The following is a 19765-nucleotide window of genomic DNA, read 5'->3' on the forward strand; positions in this document are numbered from 1 at the left end:
ACGAAAAAAGCCATATTTTGGATGAGCCACCCGTCATCCTGTAGTGTCTGCAATCTGATCAGGACCTCCTGACCCTGAGAAGACCCTATAAAGAGGATGGCTACCAAGGCGATCGTCAAGACAGCGAAGCGACATAGCTTGAGTACTTGCCAAAGATCGAGCAGCGGTTCGAGAAACTCCCTGACCGCGATTCCGAGGCCGTCAAAGAAGCTCCGACACCGAGTGAGATTATCTGATGATCTCACTGAGAATGGCTCCATCATCCACCGTTCCCTTGGGCTTGATGTTCCTCTCCAGGAATCACGTCGCTAAAAACTCATTCGGAGATTGACTGATCCGATGTGCAATAAGGTTCTATATGTACCGTCAACCGTCGGGTTAATATTTCCTACTATGGTCCGCGATTCATAGATTTGAGCCTGGTAAGCCAAATCCAACCCGAGTGATCCGCGTCCTTTTTTGCCGAAGTGTCCGCACGGAATTGATCCAAAAAGATGACCCTTGTCCTTACAAAGTAAGCCAAGTCCGATTGTGATGCCGTTGAAGTCGGATTCAGGAATCACCGGTGAAAACGTGGCGTCTGGAATCGGACTCTGTGAACGAATGTATCCGCCTCGAATTGCGACCTCCCATTGAGGCAGTCCTTCCACCTGCAGCCAGCGATGTTCAGTGCCGATCATGACGACAACGCTGTTTTTCCAGTTTTGTGGAAATGGCAGCGTTGCTCCATTGGAGAGGTGGATATCCAGGTTACGGAAGGACTTCCATCCCACGTAGTCCAGATCGAATTCGAGCTTCCACTCTCTTTCATCATTACGCACAGGCCAGATTGCCACTCCGCCGGAATAAATTTGCGGCAACACCGATGTGAAGGCCGTGTCTGCGACCGCCGCTCCGTTGACCATGAATTGGCCTTTGAGATGAAACGTGGCTTGAGATCTATACACTAGACCGATGTTTACGAGTGGTTTGCCGGCTTCATTTCGGATGGGGGTGTACAACATGCTGATGTTAAAGCCTGCCGTCGTGTTGTTTCCGTTAATTTCCAATGGTGCACCGGAAGGAATGCCCGGAATTCCCGGATTGTTAAATTTCTGTTCGAATTGGCCCTCTCCGATGAAGCTGGCAAATGTATAGATATCGGCGCCTATACCGAAAGAAAGTTGGTCATTGAGTTTAAAGCCGAGAGTTGGCTTGATATCCAGCAACGGTAATTGAGCGCTGGTCACAGCCGACGAGAAGGGACCGTCATTTGGATACCGGACATTCAGGCCGAATGGTGATGTGACTCCGAGACCTAAAACAGTATTGCCAAGGCTGGAAAAACCGAGATCTTTGAGGTTCGCCGTAAGGTACAGGTTGCTCGGTGGAGGAACGGCAACACTTCCTCCTACATCGCCGTGGACATCGACTCCTGCCGGGCTTCGGTACGAAACCCCGCCTCCGACCAGCGTAGTTCCTACAGATACCTGGAATCCTTGTAATTGGGTCATCCCTGCCGGGTTATAATGTATGGCGGAAGGATCGTCGGCCTGAGCTATAAAAGCATTGCCTTGACCGTGAGCCGAGGCACTTTGAGGCATTATCCGAAAGGCTTCCCCGTACGCCTCATGTACTCCCCAGTGCAGTGCGGTAAGAAGAACGACGGGGACAAATGCAGCCTTCCAACGACGAGTCAATGCTCGAAGCATATCGACCCTCCACAAACTCGATGAATGTAGGTCTACGCGCATATCCTGTTTAATGAAGTAAGAACTAAAGAATTGCTTGTCCGATCTTTAAAGACAAACGATTTATTGCGAGGATTCAAGATGTCTGCGCGATGAAGTTGTAGAAGATCCTGTCGATTGGCTGGAGTGCGCATTAGCTAGAGAACTAGAAAACAGAGCCAGGGTATTTGGCCCGCTGTTGACTTGATGAAACTATTCCAGAGGCAAGGCTTCATCCTAGGACCCACACATTCAGTTCCGGAGTGATGAACGGTTCTGCCGTCAGCAATCTATGGACCAAGATCAATTTATGGGATTTATGTAAAAATTGAGGCTGTTTCATTGCTATTGCTAAATATCAGGGGATTAATTGCTCCGAATGACACTCACAGACTGAATCGTTTTAGGTCCATCCAGAATCAAAATGGATGCTATTGTCACCTAACAACACCTAGTTGGTTCTGAATGTACTTTCGGCTACACTCATCCAATGAAATTGATGCTTCCTGCCTCCTGTGAGCCTGCTCTCCTCGAACGCTTCCTCAAGGCCGAGGCCATGGCCTTATGGTCGGTCCGGGCGGCCCAAGCCAAGAACGTCCCGAAGGGTGTGCTGGAATTTCTCCTCCGCCATGAAGAGGAGGAAGCTCAACATCTCAAGGAGTTCGAAGCGAGACTGGGTGTTATTTCCCATCAGCGGGAGAAGCTTCCCCGTGTGCCGAGTCAATGGTATGCCCTCGTCATCCATCTATTCGGCTATGAAGCCCTCGGGTTGGAATTTGCCAAGTTGCTCGTTCAGGTTCAGCCGGAACTGATATCCATCCTTGAAGATGAAAAGGTGCATGTCGGATTCTTCGAACATGAAGTTCGAAAAGTGGTAGAGCAGGGCGGGACGACTGCGGAGGCTGCAAGGCAATCTGCCGGAGCGTGGTGGCGCCGGCTCCCGCCCACGGTCGAACGCTATCTCGAAGGCTCCGAATTCGATCCGTACCGAGATCAATTGCGGAAGATCATCTTAACCTCCATCGAAGAGCGATTCATGAACGTAGGATTGCTGGATCCGGTCATGAGTTGAGAATAGAGAATCATGGATTGTGTGCTGTTGAGACATGGGATTGCGGTTGACCGGGAACAGTGGGAAGGGACGGACGGGGACCGGCCGTTGACTGACCGGGGTGCCAAACGGGTGGAGCAGGTGGCTTCCGGGTTGAAGTGGCTCGAAATCCAACCAACTCACGTTCTGACGAGTCCGTTGGTGCGTGCGATGGAAACGGCGAAAATTATTCATACCTCTTTGAAGGGTCGGTCCGCATTGCAAGTGGTGAATGAGCTGCTACCAGACGCCGCGCCGGAGCAGCTTCTCACCCTTCTATCGGATCTGCCGCGGGAAACCTCCGTTCTCTGCGTCGGTCATGAACCCCATTTGAGTCTCACGGCGAGCCTCATGCTGGCGGGAAAACCGTCCATGTCGTTTCCATTCAAGAAGGCGGGAGCGTGTCTCATCGAGATGCCGACGCCGCTCAAGCCCAGCCGAGGGACGTTACGTTGGTGGATGGGGCCGTCGCAGTTGCGTGCCCTGAGGAAAAAAGGGTCAAAGGTGCCCGCAGATTGGTAGGAGCCTTGTCAGATCGGAGGACTCAATTCTGGATGAACAGCCTCTGATTGGATTTGATCAGCCATAGGAGCCGGCAAGGGACCGCTGTGAGTCAACAGCCGGTGAATCTGATTTCGTAACTCATCTTGAATTTCCTCCAATGACTTTCTCGCGTCGACGACCTCAAATTTGAACTCTTCCGCCATCTTGTCGAATTCTTCGATGAGCAACGACTGATACTTCTTGAAGCTGTCGTAGAGATCGTTGCCCAGCCGGAGATCCATACCTGATTCCCAGAAATTCATCGCCTTTGTCTCGATCACGCGGAGAACCAGGGTTTCCACGTCGATGCGCAGGTAGCAGACCAAATCTGGTACCAGCGCAAATCCAAAGACGTCCCGAATCCATCGGCGGTCGCTGCTCCGAACAAAATCTCGGGCAAACGCCGTAAAGATGTACCGGTCGGCCAGCACGATGAATCCGGACCGCAGGGCGGGGATAATTTGATGCTCAAGGCGGTCGGCAAAATCCGTCGCATACAGGAGGCTCAGTGACCACCGGTCGATAATATTGCCTTCTTTTGCGACCTCGATCGTTTTGGACATGAGATTGGATCGCGTCCAGCCGGTCGTGATCACGCCATAGCCCTGCACTTCGAGCCACTCCTGCAGCATTTCGATATGCGTGGAGCGGCCGACTCCGTCCGTCCCCTCGATGGCGATCAGCTTGCCCTTGAGGTCACTCGGATTTAGGTACGTTAAACCGTCGCCAAAATAGTGAGCGTCGCCCATGGGTTCCCCTTCGCGGTTTATAGTCCTTGAGTGCTTCATCGACGAGCCGGCGCATGACTTCCTGCTGCTCGGCAATGTCTTTTGTGGCATCCATTGTGATGAGCTGGTATTCGTCCACAATCTTATCGTACTGGGCCAGGATGCGGGATTGAAAGATTCGAAAACTCTCCGTCACGTCCTGGCTGATGTTCATGTCCATCCCGGCTTCGTAATATTTGAATTGACCTCTCGTCCCGCCGAGCAGCCTGGAGATCGCCACTTCGATCGGGACTTTGAAATAAAAAGCCATGTCCGGCTTGATGGCAAAACTGTAGAGCTTGCGAACCCAATCGGCAGATACGCCACGCACGACGTCGCGGGCAAACGCGGTGTACATGTACCGGTCGGCCAGGACCAGCATGCCGGCCTTGAGCGGCGGAAGGATCTCATGGTAGAGCCGGCTCGCAAAGTCCGTGGCATGCAACAAGCTGAACGTCGTCGGGGTGAGACTCTTGTTCTTTTTGCCTCGCTTGGTCGTGTCTTTGACCAACTCCGAAGAATTCCATTCGGTGAAGAATACTTTGTGCCCTTTGGATTCGAGCCACTTGTGCAAGAGCAACAACTGCGTGCTCTTGCCCGACCCGTCGATGCCTTCAACAATGATGAGCTTTCCTGGATAGGGGTGGGGAGCGTTCAATGCGGGGCTCTGATCTGTCATGCCGTATCCTCTTGTGGAGTCAGGTTCAATTGTACGCGCCGGCGGAATACACGTTCGAACAGGTCAGCGCGCCCTCTGGCTGCCCAGGCTTCAAGTTCCGCATCTCCCGAGACAGTGGCCGTAATGGTGACCGAGGGGCCGATCTTCACGTCGAGTGAACGGACGACGGAAAAATGTGTCCGGTCCAGGCCATCCGCGATACGAAGGAGCGAGGAGAGGATACGGACCACGCGTTGGAATCTTGGTGCCAAGACATCGAATCCGTCGTGCTTGGAGTGAGGCACGGCGCGCCGGTGGTATCGGGCCACATTGGCGATAATGTGCAATTCGTCGCTCGACAGGCCGCCGATGTCACTATGGGTGATCAAGTAGTACGCGTGCTTGTGATGTTGGCGTTCATTGATCAGATATCCGATGTCATGCAGGATCGCTGCGTATTCCAGCCAATCTCGCTCCAGGCTGCCTAGACCATGCAGCCGCTTCGTCTGGTCGAACAGGCGTAGGGCGAGACTGGCGACTTGAAGGCTGTGAACGTCCGGAGCATGGCAGCGCTTGGCCAATGCGATGACGTTGCGCCGGCGCAGATCGGGAATTTCCGCTTCGGCCTTGAGACGGTCCCGATGGCGCACGGTGAAGTCATAGATAACCCCTTCGCGAATGGCTTTATCGCAGAGGACGATTTCATCGCGGCCGGACAGTTCCATGAGGCGGCGCAGCACGATGGTCGCGGGAAAGAGCGTATCGACCCGCTTGGGATCCAACCCGGGAAGAGCCAGCCGTTCCTTGATCGTAGATGTTCTCAATTCCTGTTCGATTTCCTTCACGTCCTTGATCGATACCGTGGCCAGGTTCAGCTGCGGAAGAGGCCGGTTGGTCTTTTTGAGATGAATCACTTCGGCCAGGTTTCCCGCCATGCCGGAGGTCGCGATGAGCGAGTCGTAGCGCTTCGTCTTGAATGTCTCGAGTGCCGCCTTCAATTGGCTCGAAACAGATTCCTCCAAGGAATGGAGCATACCGTCGGACGGGGGGGTTCGCTTCAGGAATTCGTCGGCCAGCCTGATCGCACCGAGCTTTAAGCTCTTGGCATGCAGCAGTTGATCGCGGTTGCCGACCATGAGCTCGACCGATCCGCCTCCCACGTCAACGGCAAGCACGGGCTGATCCGACATCGGCACGCTGTTTTTGATACCCAGAAAAATCAGGCGAGCTTCTTCAGGCCCGGAAATCACCCGAATCTTCAAACCTGTTTGTTCGGCAACGAGATCGATGAAGTCGCCGCCGTTTTTTGCCTCGCGCACCGCACTGGTCGCTACGGCAATGATGCGCTCGTAACCCTTATTCCTCGCAAGAGTCACCAGATTACGGAGCACGTCGAGGCCCCGGGCCATGGCTTCATCGGACAAGCGGAGTGTGGTGAACGTCCCGTTCCCAAGACGGGTCATGTCCTTGAATCGATCGAGGATCTTGTACGTCCCATCCGGTTGGACATCGGCCAGCACCATATGGATGGAGTTGGTTCCAATATCGATGACAGCGAGCCTGGTCATGACGGGTTGTGTGGGCCAGTGGTGATCAAGATTGATGGCAACGTAGGAAGAAAACCGGATCAGAATTGGAATTTCCGAGCCGACCATAATGAAAGGCCGGATTGCTGTCAAGATTACCAGGGTTAATTTTCTGTTACAATCGATGCCTTAAACCGGACATCACCGATGCAGCTCGATCTCTACGACCGATTCGTCATGATTACCGGAGCTTCGACCGGCATCGGAGCGGCCTGCGCGCTGGCTTGCGCGCAACGAGGCATGAATGTGTTTGCAGGAGTGCGCACTCGGGAGGCAGGAGAGCTCCTGCAACAGCAGCCAGATGGAAAGCGCGTGACGCCTGTATATCTGGATGTCACTGATACTCAATCGATCGCATGCGCCGCCGATATCGTAAGAAATGCCGCCGGGCTCGCCGGGCTGGCCGGCTTGATTAACAATGCCGGCATCGCCATCGGCAGTCCCTTGGAAGTCATCCCGTTGGCGGCACTTCGCCGGCAAATGGAGGTCAATGTGATCGGCCAGATTGCCGTCACCCAGGCCTTTCTGCCGCTGATTCGTCAAGCAAGCGGACGAATTGTGAACATGGGATCAATCGCCGGACGGGGCACGATCCCTATGATGGGCCCCTATTCAGCTTCGAAGCACGCGCTGGAAGCGTTGACGGATGCCTTGCGTCTCGAACTCCGGCAATGGGGCATTCATGTCTCCATCATTGAACCGGGGGCGGTGGCAACGCCCATTTGGGAGAAATCACTCAAGACCTCCTCCGCGGTCGAAGAGGAAGTGACCGCGGAGGCGAAGGCATTGTACGGGGAGGCGGCGCGCCGAATTCGCGAGTCTGTCGATCAGGCCTCGAGGCGGGCGATTTCGACTGACGCGGTCGCAGAGGCCGTATGGCATGCGCTAACGGCAAAACAGCCGAAGACGCGCTATTTAGTCGGTGTGGACGCCAGAATTCGGGCCCTCATGGTGAAGTGGTTACCCGACCGATTGCAGGACTGGATTCTGACGAAGGTACTGCACCTGCCGCAATAGGCGAGGCGCATGGCCTCGACGACTGCCCGGAGTTCTTCCAATACGGCTACAGCAACCCGTGCCTTGGCGCGGATACTTCCCCGCAACTGTTCATGTCGATATGGAAGGGAAGGCTCCGACCTTGCGTGAGAGGATGAGGCTACGGGAAAGAAGGTAAGAGAAAATCAGCCGACGAGGTCCGGGTTCAGACGATTCAACGATTTGATGGAAAGGGCTTTGATCTCATTATAAATGATGACTCTTCCGGCTTGGCGCAACCGGGAGAAGATACCTTCGACGATGACCTGATCGCCTTCTTTCACCTCCGCCTGTCCGAGTGCGATGACTTTGATCGTTCCGGCATTGTCCTTTAAAAGAAACCCATACGCGGGTTGACCCTGCCTGTTGGTGGCCAATTGCACGTTGGTGACCTCTCCCATCACCACCACTTCCTGCCGGTCATACTGTTCAGGGTGGGAAATCAAATCGGCAAGATCCAGCATGTCGGCGAAGGCCGGAGTCGTGACTGACATTACAAATAGAACGGACAGAAGCAGGGGAAGTTTCTGCGAATGACGAGGCGAACATGAGTGTGAGTGGAGAAGAAATGATGGCGAGCACATAAGTCTCGTTATACCCTTCGATCGATTCGATTTCAAGCTCTTACCACTTACCTCCCCCGTACAGATCGGGATGCTGCTCGCCGAACATACTCTTCAAGACGTGTTCCCTCATTTGATTAGCCTCGGAGTCAGCCGGATTGGCCTCGGTCAGCTGTGCCGGTTCCTCCTTCGACTTCGGCGTCACACGAGCCATCAGCACTTCGTCCAATGTTTCAGGCGTGGCATCCGTGTCGTTCAGGATGGCGTCGAACCGTTGAAGGCCGAAAAGATTGCGCGTGATCTCAGAATGAACGGCGTTGGTGCTGGCTCCCTGAACGATCGATAACCAGAATTTCGTTTCGGCATCTTCGGCCATCGTACCAGCGGCCAGTGCGGTCAACTTTTCATTGAGGTTGGATTCAGTGCGCTCGAGACCATCGTATGTCGGCAGCGAACGTTCAACGGGCCTGGTCGCCAGGATGGCAAAGGTTTCTTTCCAAAGGTCGATGGGAACCTGGATCGCATCGGCGGAAGGGTGTTCCGCGTGCATGGCTGTCTGCAAATTCTGGAGAAACTGCGCCATATATTTGACTTTGCGCGCGGCGAGACTTCCGGCTGGAATACCCCAGATGTGGCCGAGTTCGTGGTCCTGCAAGGGGGTGTGATCGGCGCCCTGACGCTCGCGTTGAGCGAGATCGAGCCGTTTACGGTATTTTTCGGCCATGCGCAGGTGAAATTGCATTTCGATTCCCAGCCGCTGCCGTTGATAGTCCTCCGAGGAGATTTCACTCGCTTCCCATCGTTGATCCAATGCCCGTACGGCAGGTCTGGGTACGGCGGTTCTGGCCTGGGACTTCAATTCGGCGATGGTGTCGGCAGGAACAGAGAATTTTGCGGACAAGAGCGATTCGGCACGCTCAGCCGTCGCCATCCGAAGGGCGAGCAGTTTTTTCAAGGTTTCGCATTGCAGCCAAGTCCGTTCACGCTTGAGGCGCACTTGACGAAGGTATTGGTCGCGCCGATCTCTGACGGCTTTGATGGCTTCCTGGGTCAGGATGTTATGGATCGGCTTGCTGCCGGCCACGCATCGAGGATCCGGACGGTCGGCTGCCATGTACTGAACATCTTCTTCGGTTACGTCGAAATGCTGCAGAAGGATCAGGCGCATCATGATACGCCCCTGAACCGGTAACGCATTGACGACGGATTCGATCAGTGATGGCGAAAGCAGGGCAGGCGTTTGAGTGCTCATCATGTTGATCAGGCTGTTCCTAATGGCCGAGTTTCGAGATAACTGGCTACGTATTCACGGACTTCCTGTACGGTTCCACTGGAAAACAATTCACGGGGAATTTCGACGCGCGTCAGGGCCGAGGGATCGATCCCGCGGTCTTTCGCATATTCTTCGTCGATGTAGAGGCTGACGGAACCGTCTGCGTGACGTATGGCATAGAGGGCATTCGTATCAGACATACTTGATGGAGCCTTCCGTCACTGCTTCTACAGGTACCATAGCGGTGCTTCGGCTGTCAAAGTTGCAACTGCGCTAATCCTCACGGTTTGTCAGAAGGATTCGCCTCCTCCACCAGACATAGAGAGTGGAAACAATGATGGCGACCAAGAGCGTGTTTCTAATTCGTCCCGGGCCAAAGCAGGTCAGGTTCACCATGCCGTTTGTGAACCCATATGCGGCGTAGACGAAGTACAGAAACAGCGACCAGCGTCTGTGTTTCATAAAGCCGTAACCGACTGCCATATGTAGGGCAGGAGACAAAGCCTTTGGAAAGAAACCAAGGGCGCCGGCAGGTTTGGTGCAATAAAACGGCATGGAGTAATCGAGATTGGCAAGAATGATGTAGGTGTCGTTCAGTGCACTGACGAAAAGCAAAAAACCGAGAAACCGAATATCATGCCCGGCCCGCCACACTGTCCGCCAGGTTCTTGACCAGCCGAATCCGTGTGATGGAGGGCCGAGCCAGGCGTCGTACGTTTGGAAGACCCACCAGGGGAGAGCCAGGATCATGAAGAAAAAAACTTCTGCCGCGCGACCGGAGATACGTCCCAAACTCAAGCTGCCGGCAATGAGGACACCTGAGAGAAGGAGCGTCGCCGTTCCATCGAGAAACCGCCGTTGGAGGACCTGCCCGAGACCGGGCAGACAGACGGACGCTATAGCTGCCACAAGCGGCGTGTGAACAGGCGAACTCTCAGTATCCGCCTGAGGCATTTAACGGGACAATGCGGTTATGGTGGTCATGGGGTGAAACAGCCGGGAATGTACGGACGGAGAATCCAAAAATGACAAGGCCTCCAATCGGATGATCGGAGGCCTTGTCATGACTCACACGTGAAACAGACTCATCCGCCAAGGGTATCGAGCGATTCCTTTAAGCTGCGACGGATGCAGGTGAAGATGGGCGTGTCGCGAAGCGTATAGCGCGATCCCTCGGTTTCTCGCAAAGCCATCACGAGGTCCAAGAAATCTTCCGGTTTATCGCTCTCGAAGGCGACGACCCATTCTTGGTCGTCAAGCCCGAACGAGTAAGTCGTATTGAGTTTCACCGAAGGGAACCGGTGTCCGACCTCGATATGTTCATCCATCATTCCCTGGCGGGCTGCTTTGGTAAGCAGGAACCACTCCCGTGTTTTCAAGAACGGGTACACGAAAATGTATTTGCTTTTGCCGGGGACCACGGTCAAACGCTTGCTTTCCTGACCTTCATGCGAATGGTTGTCCACATAGATCGAACGCTTGGTCATGGACAGATAGGAATACGGCGTTGTGAGATACTTCCCCAGGCCTGAGGCGAAGATCTTCATGGTCATTTCTTGGAACAACTCCAAGTCATAACTGATCCGCCACAGCATGATGTCGCAATCGCCCCGGATGCCCACGGCGGAGTAGGCGATGACGAGGACCTTTCCAGTGTAGTCTTCGACGGCGCGAATGAATTCCTGTTTTCCCCTTGTCCGTTCATCCTCGGGGAGCCTGCGCCAAGCTGGATCAATTTTATAGAATACGAAGTTGACGTACTGGCGTTTCGGCGGCTGCTGCGCCGGCTGTTGTTCGGGGCCTGCCATGGAATTTCCTCCGTGTAACGTCTTGATAATGCAGATTAAGTGAAGAATGCAGTTCTTAGCACTTCATGTTTTGCTTTGTCAACGGCTGGAGTCTCTCCTCAATGTCTCGTTGACAGAACATGGCCGATCTGATACTCGCGTCGGCATGCGAGGCCGGCACGTACCGCAGATTTGGATCGGAGTGATCGCGGTGATGCTGGCCGCGTTCGCCATACCCGCAGCCGCCATCGAAATTCAACCTTCATCGGATCAAATTCTCGCCGCCCTCCAATCGGGAAAAGAGGCGGCGCGGCAGCACAGTCCTCCGGATTCGTTCTACGTCAGGTTCGGTGCGATGGACGATCTTCATCCCAATGGATTTCTCATCACAAAACTCGGTGCGCTGTCGGTCATGGCCACGCATATGGCGCTTCGGGGAATGGAGCCAAGTGACCCTGACGTGACTCAGGTTCTTGACGGAAAGACCATGTTGATCAGCGCCGTCATCTTTGGAGACGTGCCGACGTTCGCTGTCGACAGCTACATGGTGTTGGACCAAGAAGGACATACGATCAAACCAGTCACCGTCCGCTTTGACGCGCAAGCCAATCGCAGCGCGGCATGGCCGGAGAGTCCGCGTTTCAAAGCCAAGGTCGTCGCTTCGTTCAACTATGCCGATTTCAATCCTTCGTCCGCCACGACGATCACCGTGTATCCTGCCAATGGGGGAGAGGCCGCCTTCCACGTCGACTTTTCCAAGATCAATTAGGACATCATTTCTTACATGGCCCAGAGGCGTCACGGTCCACAATCTTCCATCGTTGCGGAAACGATTGCCGTCGGGTCCGAATTGATCGTCGGGGGACGATCCGACAGCAACTCCTGTTTCATAGTCGATCAACTCGGTCTTCTCGGCATCGAAGCGCGCTATAAAACGATCGTCGGCGACGATGAATCGGATATCGCAACCGAGTTGCGGAGTGCCGCGAAGCGGGCATGCATTATCGTGGTAACCGGCGGGCTGGGTCCGACCGTCGATGACCTCACCAGGGAAGCAGTCGCGAGGGCCACAGGCCGTAAGTTGGCCAGGCGGAAAGAAGCATTGGATGCCGTCAAGTCCAGGCTTGCCCTATGGGGGAGAGTTCCAAATGCCGGTCAACGGCGGCAGGGCCTTGTTCCAACCGGCGCGACCGTGATTGGAAATCCCGTAGGGTCGGCCCCGGGATTCTGGATGGTCTGGCATCGGGTGATCCTGTTTGTTTTGCCGGGCGTACCCCGCGAGATGGAAGCCATGATGAAGGAGGGAGTGGTTCCGGTCCTTCAGGCTTATCTGCAGCAACGGCGACGGGTATCACAGCCGTTGAGCCGCCAGGTGTTCCATATATATGGCCTGGCTGAATCCGAAGTAGATGAACGCCTTTCCGGGATTGTTCCCCATGGAGCGGCCATCGATCTAGGGCTCTTGGCTGCACCGTCCGGGGTTCTGGTTTCACTCACGACCAACGGCAAGAAAAACCTCTCCTCTTCAGAGTTGAACGGTTACGCCGATGAACTGCGTTTGAGGCTTAAAGATTGGATTTTTGCCGAAGGCGACCACACGATGGAAGAAGTGGTCGGTCGTGCCCTGACCGAATTGGACCTGACGGTTGCGGTCGCGGAATCCTGCACGGGCGGCCTCATCGGGCACCGGCTCACTCAAGTGCCGGGTTCCTCCTCGTATTTCGAGCGAGGAGTGATCTGCTATAGCAATAGAGCGAAAGTCGAGTTGCTAGGCGTGCCCGCGGATACCATTGAACAATTCGGGGCGGTCAGTTCTGAAGTCGCCGCCGCCATGGCGCAGGGAATCTGCGAGAGGAGTAGGGCCTCCCTCGGATTAAGCGTCACCGGAATCGCCGGTCCCGGCGGAGCCACCCCCAACAAGCCGGTCGGCCTGGTCTACATCGGTCTGTATGAGCAGAACGGCAACTCTGTGACAAAGGAATACCGCTTTCACGGCGATCGATCCGTCATCAAGCAGCGGGCGTCACAAGCTGCGCTTGATATGCTGCGCCGATGGTGCAAGGACAGAACCGTTGCATGATACGGGCGTTCGTTGCCTTTGAACCGGATGAAGCCACCCGCCGTTCGCTTGCCGGACTGCAACAGGAACTCAAGAGACTGGTCGAACGGGCCTGCGTGAGAAACGTCGGGATTTCCTGGACCCGCCCTTCTTCCATTCACCTCACCGTGAAATTTCTCGGCGATATCAATGAAGGACAAGTCCCGCTTTTGCAGCGAAGAATCACGGACGCCATTGCTCATCATCCGCCGTTTCATATTCCGCTCGAGCGGCTGGGAGCATTTCCTCGAATCGAGCAGCCCCGTGTGCTGTGGGCCGGTCCGGCGGACCAATGGGAGCGAGGGGACGATGCCATGAACCTCTTGTCGCTGCATCGCGCCGTCGAATCATGCTGCCAAGCGCTCGGATTCGTCTCTGACCCCCGCATGTTGAAACCACACCTTACGCTGGCAAGGATCAAAGAGGGTGGGCGAATGGTGGGGCAAATCCTTGCCGGAAGCGGAATCATCGATCGGATAATTGAAGGCGCGACTCTGCCGGTAGAAGCCATCGTCTTGCTGAAGAGTGAATTGAACCCGACGGGTTCGGTCTACACGAAGCTGTGGGATTTACGGTTAAGGTGAGTAATGCCGATTGTCAGGATTGAGGAGGCTGCTCACGCATGGTGGTGCAGAACAATTGGGTCAGCTCCGGGTCGAAGCATGTAGCGGCTTGTTTCTCGATACAGTCGATGGCTTCGCTCATCGAGAGCCTGGTGCCTCCTCCTGGTTTTTCCGCCGTCAGATCGTCGAACGTCTGGGCCAAAGAGACAATCCGAGCCAGCAGAGGGATACGGGAACCCTCCAAGCCGAAAGGATGTCCTGTCCCGTCCCATCGCTCATGATGCAATGCGATGATCTGCACCGCATCGGCAGGCAATCCTAGCGCCCGTCCGATCCGTGCCCCCATGTCGGTGCGGTGGCGGGTATCATGGTCATCCAACCCAAAGGCGGTCCCGTCTGCCGGGGCGATGAGATCGAGGTCATGTGCGAGGGCTCCGAGGGAAAGCAAATGTTGTTCCGCCAACGACAATTCAAGTCTATTTCCGACCAGAGTGGCATAAAAGCTCACCCGGTTCCCGTGATTGACGAGATGCCGATCCTTTGCCTCGAGGAGATCGGAAACCAGGTGGATCAAAGGCGAAGGATCATGCCCATGGGCCGGCGGCAGCATGCCTTGTTTGAGAAGTGCGGTATACCGGGCGGCGAGAGCTTGCCATGCCGCGGTGCAGGCTGGTTCAGGACCCCAGAGAACGTCGTTGTCAGTGAGCGCGGCGCGCAGTACGTCAAGCCGCTGCTTTTTTCGCGACGTCTGCAGGCTGATGGTCAACAATTCGGACGCGTTAAACGGTTTGAGAAGAAAGCCGGCAGCACCGTGCCGGATGCAGTCCATGGCCGACGTCAAGGTGCCGTAGGCGGTCACCATGATCACTTCGATCGTTGCGTGGGTGCGCTTGATTTCGTCCAGCAGATCGGCTCCGTTCCGGTCTGGAAGTCGAAGATCGAGCGTGACGAGATCGACGCCGTGATCGTGCAGCACGGCCAAGGCTTTGGTCGCATTCTCAGCGGTAAGAATATTGAAATCCTGCCGGAGGATTTGTGTGAGCGCGGCGCGTGGCGCCGCCTCATCGTCCACGATGAGAACCGTCGGTTTGGCATCGGAAGGGATGTCGAGCGCTGAACCCATATTTCTCACGTGTAAGCCCATACCCGTATTTCGTCAAGGAAACCGCAATACCTTGCCTGGCTGATTTATTGAAATATGGTGACAGGTCGAATGGCGTTTTTTAGGAACCCTACCATTGGTACGAGATCAATTTCTATTCGCTATGGCACTGACGAACGCACATTCGCATCTTGACCTGCAAACGATCGGCAGATACAGTGTCTCACATGCTTCCAGGTATTACGCTCTGTCTGGCAGTGGTCTTGTCGGCTGCAACAGCGGCGGCCGGTGAACGCGACCGATTCGACCCTGGCCAGCCATTCAAGCAATTATTTGATCGCCATCTCCTGGAGTCGTTCGTTGAGCAGGCTCAGGATATCCTTCTGGACCATTTCGAACTTTCCGGAAGTCTTGATGGAGAGGGAGGGCAAGGCGATCACCCTCGCTCCTTTCAGTTCAAATTCTATCCTGAAGGCAAATCAAAGTCGGATCGACATATTTCGGCAGAAGGGCGGCTGGGTCCATCAGACAATTTAAAGCGACAGGAATTTCATTTCGACTTTACCTTTCCTCGGTCTTCACCTGAGCCGGCTCCGTTACCAGATAACGTTCTCTAGGCACTCGTTAATTCACAAAATGCTTTCATAAGCGGTGTTCCGTTCTCTTGCGCCGCTCGCATTTCCATAATCCGTGCTAGGCATCCTTCCCCAAATTTCGGTATAATCCGCCCCTCTCAATCCGATCAGGAGGACTGCTCTCATGGCCGAAAAAGAAGACAGGAAGCGTGCGCTGGATCTGGCCCTGTCCCAGATTGAAAAGCAATACGGGAAGGGCGCCATCATGAAGCTCGGTGATGCCGAGGCGCCTGCCGACATCCCTGCTATCTCGACCGGGTCGCTCGGTCTGGATATTGCCCTTGGGGTAGGAGGATTCCCCCGCGGACGGGTCATCGAAGTTTTCGGCCCTGAAGCGTCGGGCAAGACCACGCTCACCCTCCATGCCATCGCCGAAGTGCAGAAAACAGGAGGAGTGGCCGCGTTCATCGATGCCGAACATGCGCTTGACCTGAACTACGCCAGAAAACTCGGTGTCCAGGCCGATGACTTGCTGGTTTCGCAGCCGGATACGGGCGAACAGGCATTGGAGATAGCCGAGACGCTGGTCCGGAGCGGGGCGATCGATCTGATCGTCGTGGATTCAGTCGCCGCATTGACCCCACGCGCGGAGATCGAGGGTGAAATGGGGGATGCCCATATGGGCTTGCAGGCGCGATTGATGTCGCAGGCGCTTCGCAAGCTGACCGGCGCCATTTCCAAATCCCAGACGACCGTGATCTTCATCAACCAAATACGCATGAAGCTCGGCGTGATGTTCGGCAACCCGGAAACGACGACCGGTGGCAATGCCTTGAAATTCTATTCATCGGTCCGGTTGGACATCCGACGGATTGAATCAATTAAAGAGGGCCAGGAGGTCGTGGGCAGCCGCGTACGCGTCAAAGTCGTTAAAAACAAAATGGCTCCTCCATTCAAACAGGCAGAATTCGATATCCTGTTTGCTCAGGGCATCTCGAAATCCGGTGAATTGGTGGACTTGGGAGTGGATAAAAAGGTTCTCGAAAAATCAGGAGCCTGGTACTCCTACCGAGCTGAGCGTCTGGGCCAGGGCCGCGACGCGGTGCGCGATTTTCTGCTGGCCAATCAGCCCCTCGCCCGTGAAATCGAAGGGAAAATTCGCGAGCTAGCCGGCCTCAAGGGCCGAGCCCAGGAGAAAACGGCACCCGTCAAGGAGGAGAAGCGGGCTGAAGACAAGCGGGAAGATCGCAAAGCCCATAAGGTGGGGGCCTAGGGTCCCAACAACCGAGGAATGACAGGATGCACGGGGATGCTTCCGCTCCAGCCTGAGCGATGGCTCCAATCCGCAGTGCGATATCTGGCACGATTCGATCGAACGACCGCTCAGCTCGAACGGTTCTTGCGCAATAAAGGTGCTTCTCCTTCTCAGGCCAAGCAGACCGTCGAACGCCTGGTCGAACTCAAATATGTCGACGACCTGGCCTATGCTGAACGCTGGATCGAGAACCGGCTGAACCGAAAACCCGTTGGAAGAGCGCGCTTGAAGGCAGAGCTCTTGGCTCGAAGCGTACCGGAATCGCCAGCCGCGCGCGCCATCCAGAACGTCCTTGACGGGATCGATGAGGAGACGCTCGCGCGGCAAGCCTTGCGCGCGCGAAGCCGGCGCGGCGCCAGTGTCTCTCCGCAGCGCGTTCCGCAACTCCTACGTCAGTGGGGTTTCGAAGACGAGACGATCGAACGTATTATGGGAGAGTATACTGAGCCTGAAGGATGATACCAATGAAGAACGGGGCACATGATCTACGCCAGGATTTTCTAAGGTACTTTGAAGCGCAAGGACACCGTGCGGTGACGAGTTCCGCACTCATTCCGCAAGCCGATCCTACGCTCCTCTTTACGAACGCGGGGATGAATCAGTTTAAACGCGTGTTCCTAGGAGAAGAAACTCGGCCTTATAAGAGGGCCGTGACAGTTCAAAAGTGTCTGCGGGCCGGTGGCAAGCACAATGACCTGGAAAACGTCGGGTACACCCGCCGACACCATACCTTCTTTGAGATGCTCGGAAATTTTTCGTTCGGCGATTATTTCAAGGAAGACGCGATTCGGTTCGGGTGGGAATTCCTGACCCAGACCGTAGGTCTGGATCGGTCGCGGCTCTGGATTACCATCTTCCGCGAGGACGCTGAGGCAGGCCGGATATGGCAAAAGATCGGCGTCGCTCCGTCCCGCATCGTCCGTTGCGATGAAAAGGATAACTTCTGGCAAATGGCTGATACCGGTCCCTGTGGCCCCTGCTCAGAGATTCATTTTGATCAGGGACCTTCCGTGCCAGGTGATGATACCCCCAATGGAGAAGGCGACCGGGTCATCGAGATCTGGAACCTCGTGTTTATGCAGTTCAACCGGGATGCATCCGGGACATTGCACCCGCTTCCTGAGCCGAGCATCGATACCGGCATGGGCCTCGAGCGCCTGGCCGCCGTCGCGCAAGGCGTCTACAGCAACTACGACAGCGATTTGTTCACGCCGCTTCTTGCCGCCATCGGACGTCGTGCACATACGACATATGGGAAGACCGAGGAACATGACCGATCGATGAGGGTCATCGCCGACCATCTTCGCGCTATCACATTTTTGATGACGGACGGTGTCCTTCCTTCGAACGAGGGCCGCGGCTATGTTCTCCGCCGGATTCTTCGCCGCGCCGCGCGACACGGCAGGCTGCTGGGCATTGTGGAGCCGTTTCTGCACGAATTGACCCCGACCGTCGTGGAACAAATGGGTACCGCCTATCCGGAAATCAGGGCTGCCGCGGACACGGTCACGGAGGCGACGCGCGGGGAAGAGGAGCGGTTCATCGCCACGCTCGATCAGGGTCTTCCGATCTTGAATGACATGATTTCGAAGGCCCGAGCGGCCGGCCGGCCGGTGCTTACCGGACCTGATGTGTTCAAGCTGTATGACACGTACGGCTTTCCAATCGACCTGATGAGCGAAGCCTGTCGCGAGCAGGGCATGACGTTGGACGAACGGGGATTCGATCAGGCGATCGAGGAACAGCGGAATCGGGCCAGAAAGACCAGTGGGTTCGAGCAAGAGATTACGAGGCCCGTGGTCGCCGATGTGGCCGGACGGTTCGGCTCGACGAAGTTCATTGGATACGATCGGTTGGAGTCCGAGGGTGTGTTGCAGGCTATCCTCAAAGGCGACACAATCGTGAAGGAAGCCATTGCGGGCGATGAAGTTGAAGTGGTGCTCGACGTCACCCCTTTCTATGCGGAAGGGGGAGGCCAGGTCGGCGATCAGGGTACCCTGACCGGTTCGGAAGGTCGGATCGAAATCAAAGAGACCACACGACCGATTCCTACGCTGATTCTTCACAAAGGCACCGTCACCGCAGGGCGTATTCGCAAGGGCGAGCCCTTACGGATGGCGGTCAATCATTCGACAAGACAGGATGCGGCCAGAAACCACACCGCCACGCATCTGGTCCATGCGGCGCTGCGCGATCTCCTCGGTCCTCATGTCAAACAGTATGGCTCGCTGGTGGCACCGAACCGCCTCCGATTCGACTTCGCACATTTCAGGCCCTTGTCCTCACGGGATATCGACGACATCGAATCCACCGTCAACGGCGAGATCCGCAAAAACGAATCGGTTCGTACGGAAGTCATGAATATTCAGGAAGCGGTGGCGAATGGAGCCCTCGCATTCTTTGGCGATAAGTACGGTGAACAGGTCCGGGTCGTCACGGTGGAATCCTTTAGCAAGGAACTCTGCGGAGGCACACACTGCCGGCATACCGGTGAAATCGGATTGTTCCGAATCGTCTCCGAGACCGGTGTGGCGGCAGGCGTGCGCCGCCTCGAAGCGCAGACCGGCAGCGGAGCCGTCGCGCTGATGAAGAAGCTGGAAGCCGATGTCCGCGAGCTGTCCGATCTGCTGAAGGTCGGCCCCTCCGAGCTCGTTGCCAAAACGCGCAAGGTGATGACTCAGCTCAAGGACAAAGAGCGTGAATTGGAAGAACTGAAACTGAAGATGGCGAGTGGATCCCCCGATCACTCGTCCGTGAAGACCGTAGCCGGCGTGCAAGTTCATGTGCAGCGCACGGATGGCCTGGATATGAACGGCATGCGGGCATTGGCCGACCGGCTTCGGGACAAACTGAAGAGCGGGGTTGTGGCGCTGGGAGGAGCGACTGAGGACGGAAAAGTTTCGCTGCTGGTCGTCGTCACGAAAGATTTGATTGCCGCGATCAAAGCCGGAGATCTCATCAAAGCCATGGCTGCCGAGGTTGGCGGTACGGGCGGCGGGCGGCCGGAAATGGCCCAGGCCGGCGGTAAGGATCCCTCGAAGCTGGACGCGGCGTTGGGTAAAGTCTTTGAGCTGGTCGAAACCATTCGGCGAGGGTAAACT

Annotated in this window: 20 protein-coding genes; 10 read left to right on the forward strand and 10 right to left on the reverse strand. The window is 55.6% G+C overall.

The genetic code is table 11. The features are described from left to right. Positions 1-308: 308 nt before the first annotated feature. Positions 309-1691, reverse strand: a complete 1383-nt coding sequence (locus tag W02_RS01285; protein WP_173044034.1) for an OmpP1/FadL family transporter — start codon at positions 1689-1691, stop codon at positions 309-311. Between the two features lie 508 nt (positions 1692-2199). Between W02_RS01285 and W02_RS01290 the strand changes: the two genes are divergently transcribed. Together W02_RS01290 and sixA are read left to right on the forward strand one after the other, a co-directional pair. Then, positions 2200-2781 (forward strand): hypothetical protein, encoded by a 582-nt coding sequence (locus W02_RS01290; RefSeq protein WP_173044036.1) that lies wholly within the window; start codon positions 2200-2202, stop codon positions 2779-2781. Between the two features lie 12 nt (positions 2782-2793). Next, complete coding sequence (sixA, locus tag W02_RS01295; RefSeq protein ID WP_173044038.1) at positions 2794-3321, forward strand: phosphohistidine phosphatase SixA; 528 nt, start codon at positions 2794-2796, stop codon at positions 3319-3321. Between the two features lie 8 nt (positions 3322-3329). Here sixA and W02_RS01300 read toward each other — a convergent pair whose 3' ends face one another. From W02_RS01300 to W02_RS01310, 3 genes are read right to left on the reverse strand one after another with little or no spacing between them, the layout of a single operon-like run. Continuing rightward, on the reverse strand, positions 3330-4091 hold the full coding sequence (locus tag W02_RS01300) for a thymidylate kinase (protein WP_173044040.1): 762 nt from the start codon (positions 4089-4091) through the stop codon (positions 3330-3332). Continuing rightward, positions 4039-4788: a dTMP kinase gene (tmk, locus tag W02_RS01305; protein WP_173044042.1), complete on the reverse strand. Its 750-nt coding sequence runs from the start codon at positions 4786-4788 to the stop codon at positions 4039-4041. The genes W02_RS01300 and tmk overlap by 53 nt, the downstream gene beginning before the upstream one ends. Then, positions 4785-6422 carry a Ppx/GppA phosphatase family protein gene (locus W02_RS01310; RefSeq protein WP_232068616.1) on the reverse strand — a complete coding sequence of 546 codons (1638 nt, stop codon included), beginning with the start codon at positions 6420-6422 and terminating at the stop codon, positions 4785-4787. Before W02_RS01310 ends, tmk begins: the two co-directional genes overlap by 4 nt. A 78-nt stretch (positions 6423-6500) precedes the next feature. Here W02_RS01310 and W02_RS01315 point away from each other — a divergent pair, with 78 nt between their 5' ends. Further along, positions 6501-7370 (forward strand): SDR family oxidoreductase, encoded by an 870-nt coding sequence (locus W02_RS01315; RefSeq protein ID WP_173044044.1) that lies wholly within the window; start codon positions 6501-6503, stop codon positions 7368-7370. A 164-nt stretch (positions 7371-7534) separates the two neighbouring features. Here the strand turns inward: W02_RS01315 and W02_RS01320 are convergent, their stop codons facing one another. The 5 genes from W02_RS01320 to W02_RS01340 all read right to left on the reverse strand — a co-directional run bounded on the left by W02_RS01320 (position 7535) and on the right by W02_RS01340 (position 11032). Continuing rightward, positions 7535-7882, reverse strand: coding sequence for a hypothetical protein (locus tag W02_RS01320; protein ID WP_173044046.1), 348 nt, complete (start codon positions 7880-7882; stop codon positions 7535-7537). Between the two features lie 130 nt (positions 7883-8012). Continuing rightward, positions 8013-9206, reverse strand: a complete 1194-nt coding sequence (locus W02_RS01325; RefSeq protein ID WP_173044047.1) for a hypothetical protein — start codon at positions 9204-9206, stop codon at positions 8013-8015. 5 nt (positions 9207-9211) lie between these two features. After that, positions 9212-9424: a hypothetical protein gene (locus W02_RS01330; RefSeq protein ID WP_173044049.1), complete on the reverse strand. Its 213-nt coding sequence runs from the start codon at positions 9422-9424 to the stop codon at positions 9212-9214. Positions 9425-9497: 73 nt separating this feature from the next. Next, entirely contained in the window at positions 9498-10133 is a 636-nt protein-coding gene (locus tag W02_RS01335) for a hypothetical protein (RefSeq protein WP_173044051.1), read from the reverse strand. 176 nt (positions 10134-10309) lie between these two features. Beyond that, positions 10310-11032 (reverse strand): chlorite dismutase family protein, encoded by a 723-nt coding sequence (locus tag W02_RS01340; protein ID WP_173044053.1) that lies wholly within the window; start codon positions 11030-11032, stop codon positions 10310-10312. A gap of 145 nt (positions 11033-11177) precedes the next feature. Between W02_RS01340 and W02_RS01345 the strand changes: the two genes are divergently transcribed. The 3 genes from W02_RS01345 to thpR are packed head-to-tail and all read left to right on the forward strand — an operon-like array spanning position 11178 to position 13693. Continuing rightward, positions 11178-11780 (forward strand): hypothetical protein, encoded by a 603-nt coding sequence (locus tag W02_RS01345; protein ID WP_173044055.1) that lies wholly within the window; start codon positions 11178-11180, stop codon positions 11778-11780. 15 nt (positions 11781-11795) lie between these two features. Continuing rightward, entirely contained in the window at positions 11796-13091 is a 1296-nt protein-coding gene (locus W02_RS01350; RefSeq protein ID WP_173044057.1) for a competence/damage-inducible protein A, read from the forward strand. Then, positions 13088-13693, forward strand: coding sequence for an RNA 2',3'-cyclic phosphodiesterase (gene thpR / locus W02_RS01355; protein ID WP_173044059.1), 606 nt, complete (start codon positions 13088-13090; stop codon positions 13691-13693). The genes W02_RS01350 and thpR overlap by 4 nt, the downstream gene beginning before the upstream one ends. Positions 13694-13706: 13 nt before the next feature. Here the strand turns inward: thpR and W02_RS01360 are convergent, their stop codons facing one another. Further along, on the reverse strand, positions 13707-14795 hold the full coding sequence (locus W02_RS01360) for a response regulator (protein ID WP_173044061.1): 1089 nt from the start codon (positions 14793-14795) through the stop codon (positions 13707-13709). A 197-nt stretch (positions 14796-14992) separates the two neighbouring features. Between W02_RS01360 and W02_RS01365 the strand changes: the two genes are divergently transcribed. The 4 genes from W02_RS01365 (at position 14993) to alaS (ending at position 19762) form a co-directional block, all read left to right on the forward strand. Then, a complete protein-coding gene (locus W02_RS01365) occupies positions 14993-15391 on the forward strand; it encodes a hypothetical protein (protein WP_173044063.1) in 399 nt (132 codons plus the stop codon). A gap of 142 nt (positions 15392-15533) precedes the next feature. Beyond that, positions 15534-16622 carry a recombinase RecA gene (recA, locus tag W02_RS01370; protein WP_173044065.1) on the forward strand — a complete coding sequence of 363 codons (1089 nt, stop codon included), beginning with the start codon at positions 15534-15536 and terminating at the stop codon, positions 16620-16622. 36 nt (positions 16623-16658) lie between these two features. Next, complete coding sequence (locus W02_RS01375) at positions 16659-17123, forward strand: regulatory protein RecX (protein ID WP_173044067.1); 465 nt, start codon at positions 16659-16661, stop codon at positions 17121-17123. A gap of 5 nt (positions 17124-17128) precedes the next feature. Beyond that, the gene (alaS, locus tag W02_RS01380) at positions 17129-19762 is read left to right on the forward strand and encodes an alanine--tRNA ligase (RefSeq protein ID WP_173044069.1); all 2634 of its coding nucleotides are present in this window, start codon (positions 17129-17131) and stop codon (positions 19760-19762) included. Positions 19763-19765 lie beyond the last annotated feature (3 nt).

This window comes from Nitrospira sp. KM1 (assembly GCF_011405515.1).
Classification (GTDB): Bacteria; Nitrospirota; Nitrospiria; order Nitrospirales; family Nitrospiraceae; genus Nitrospira_C.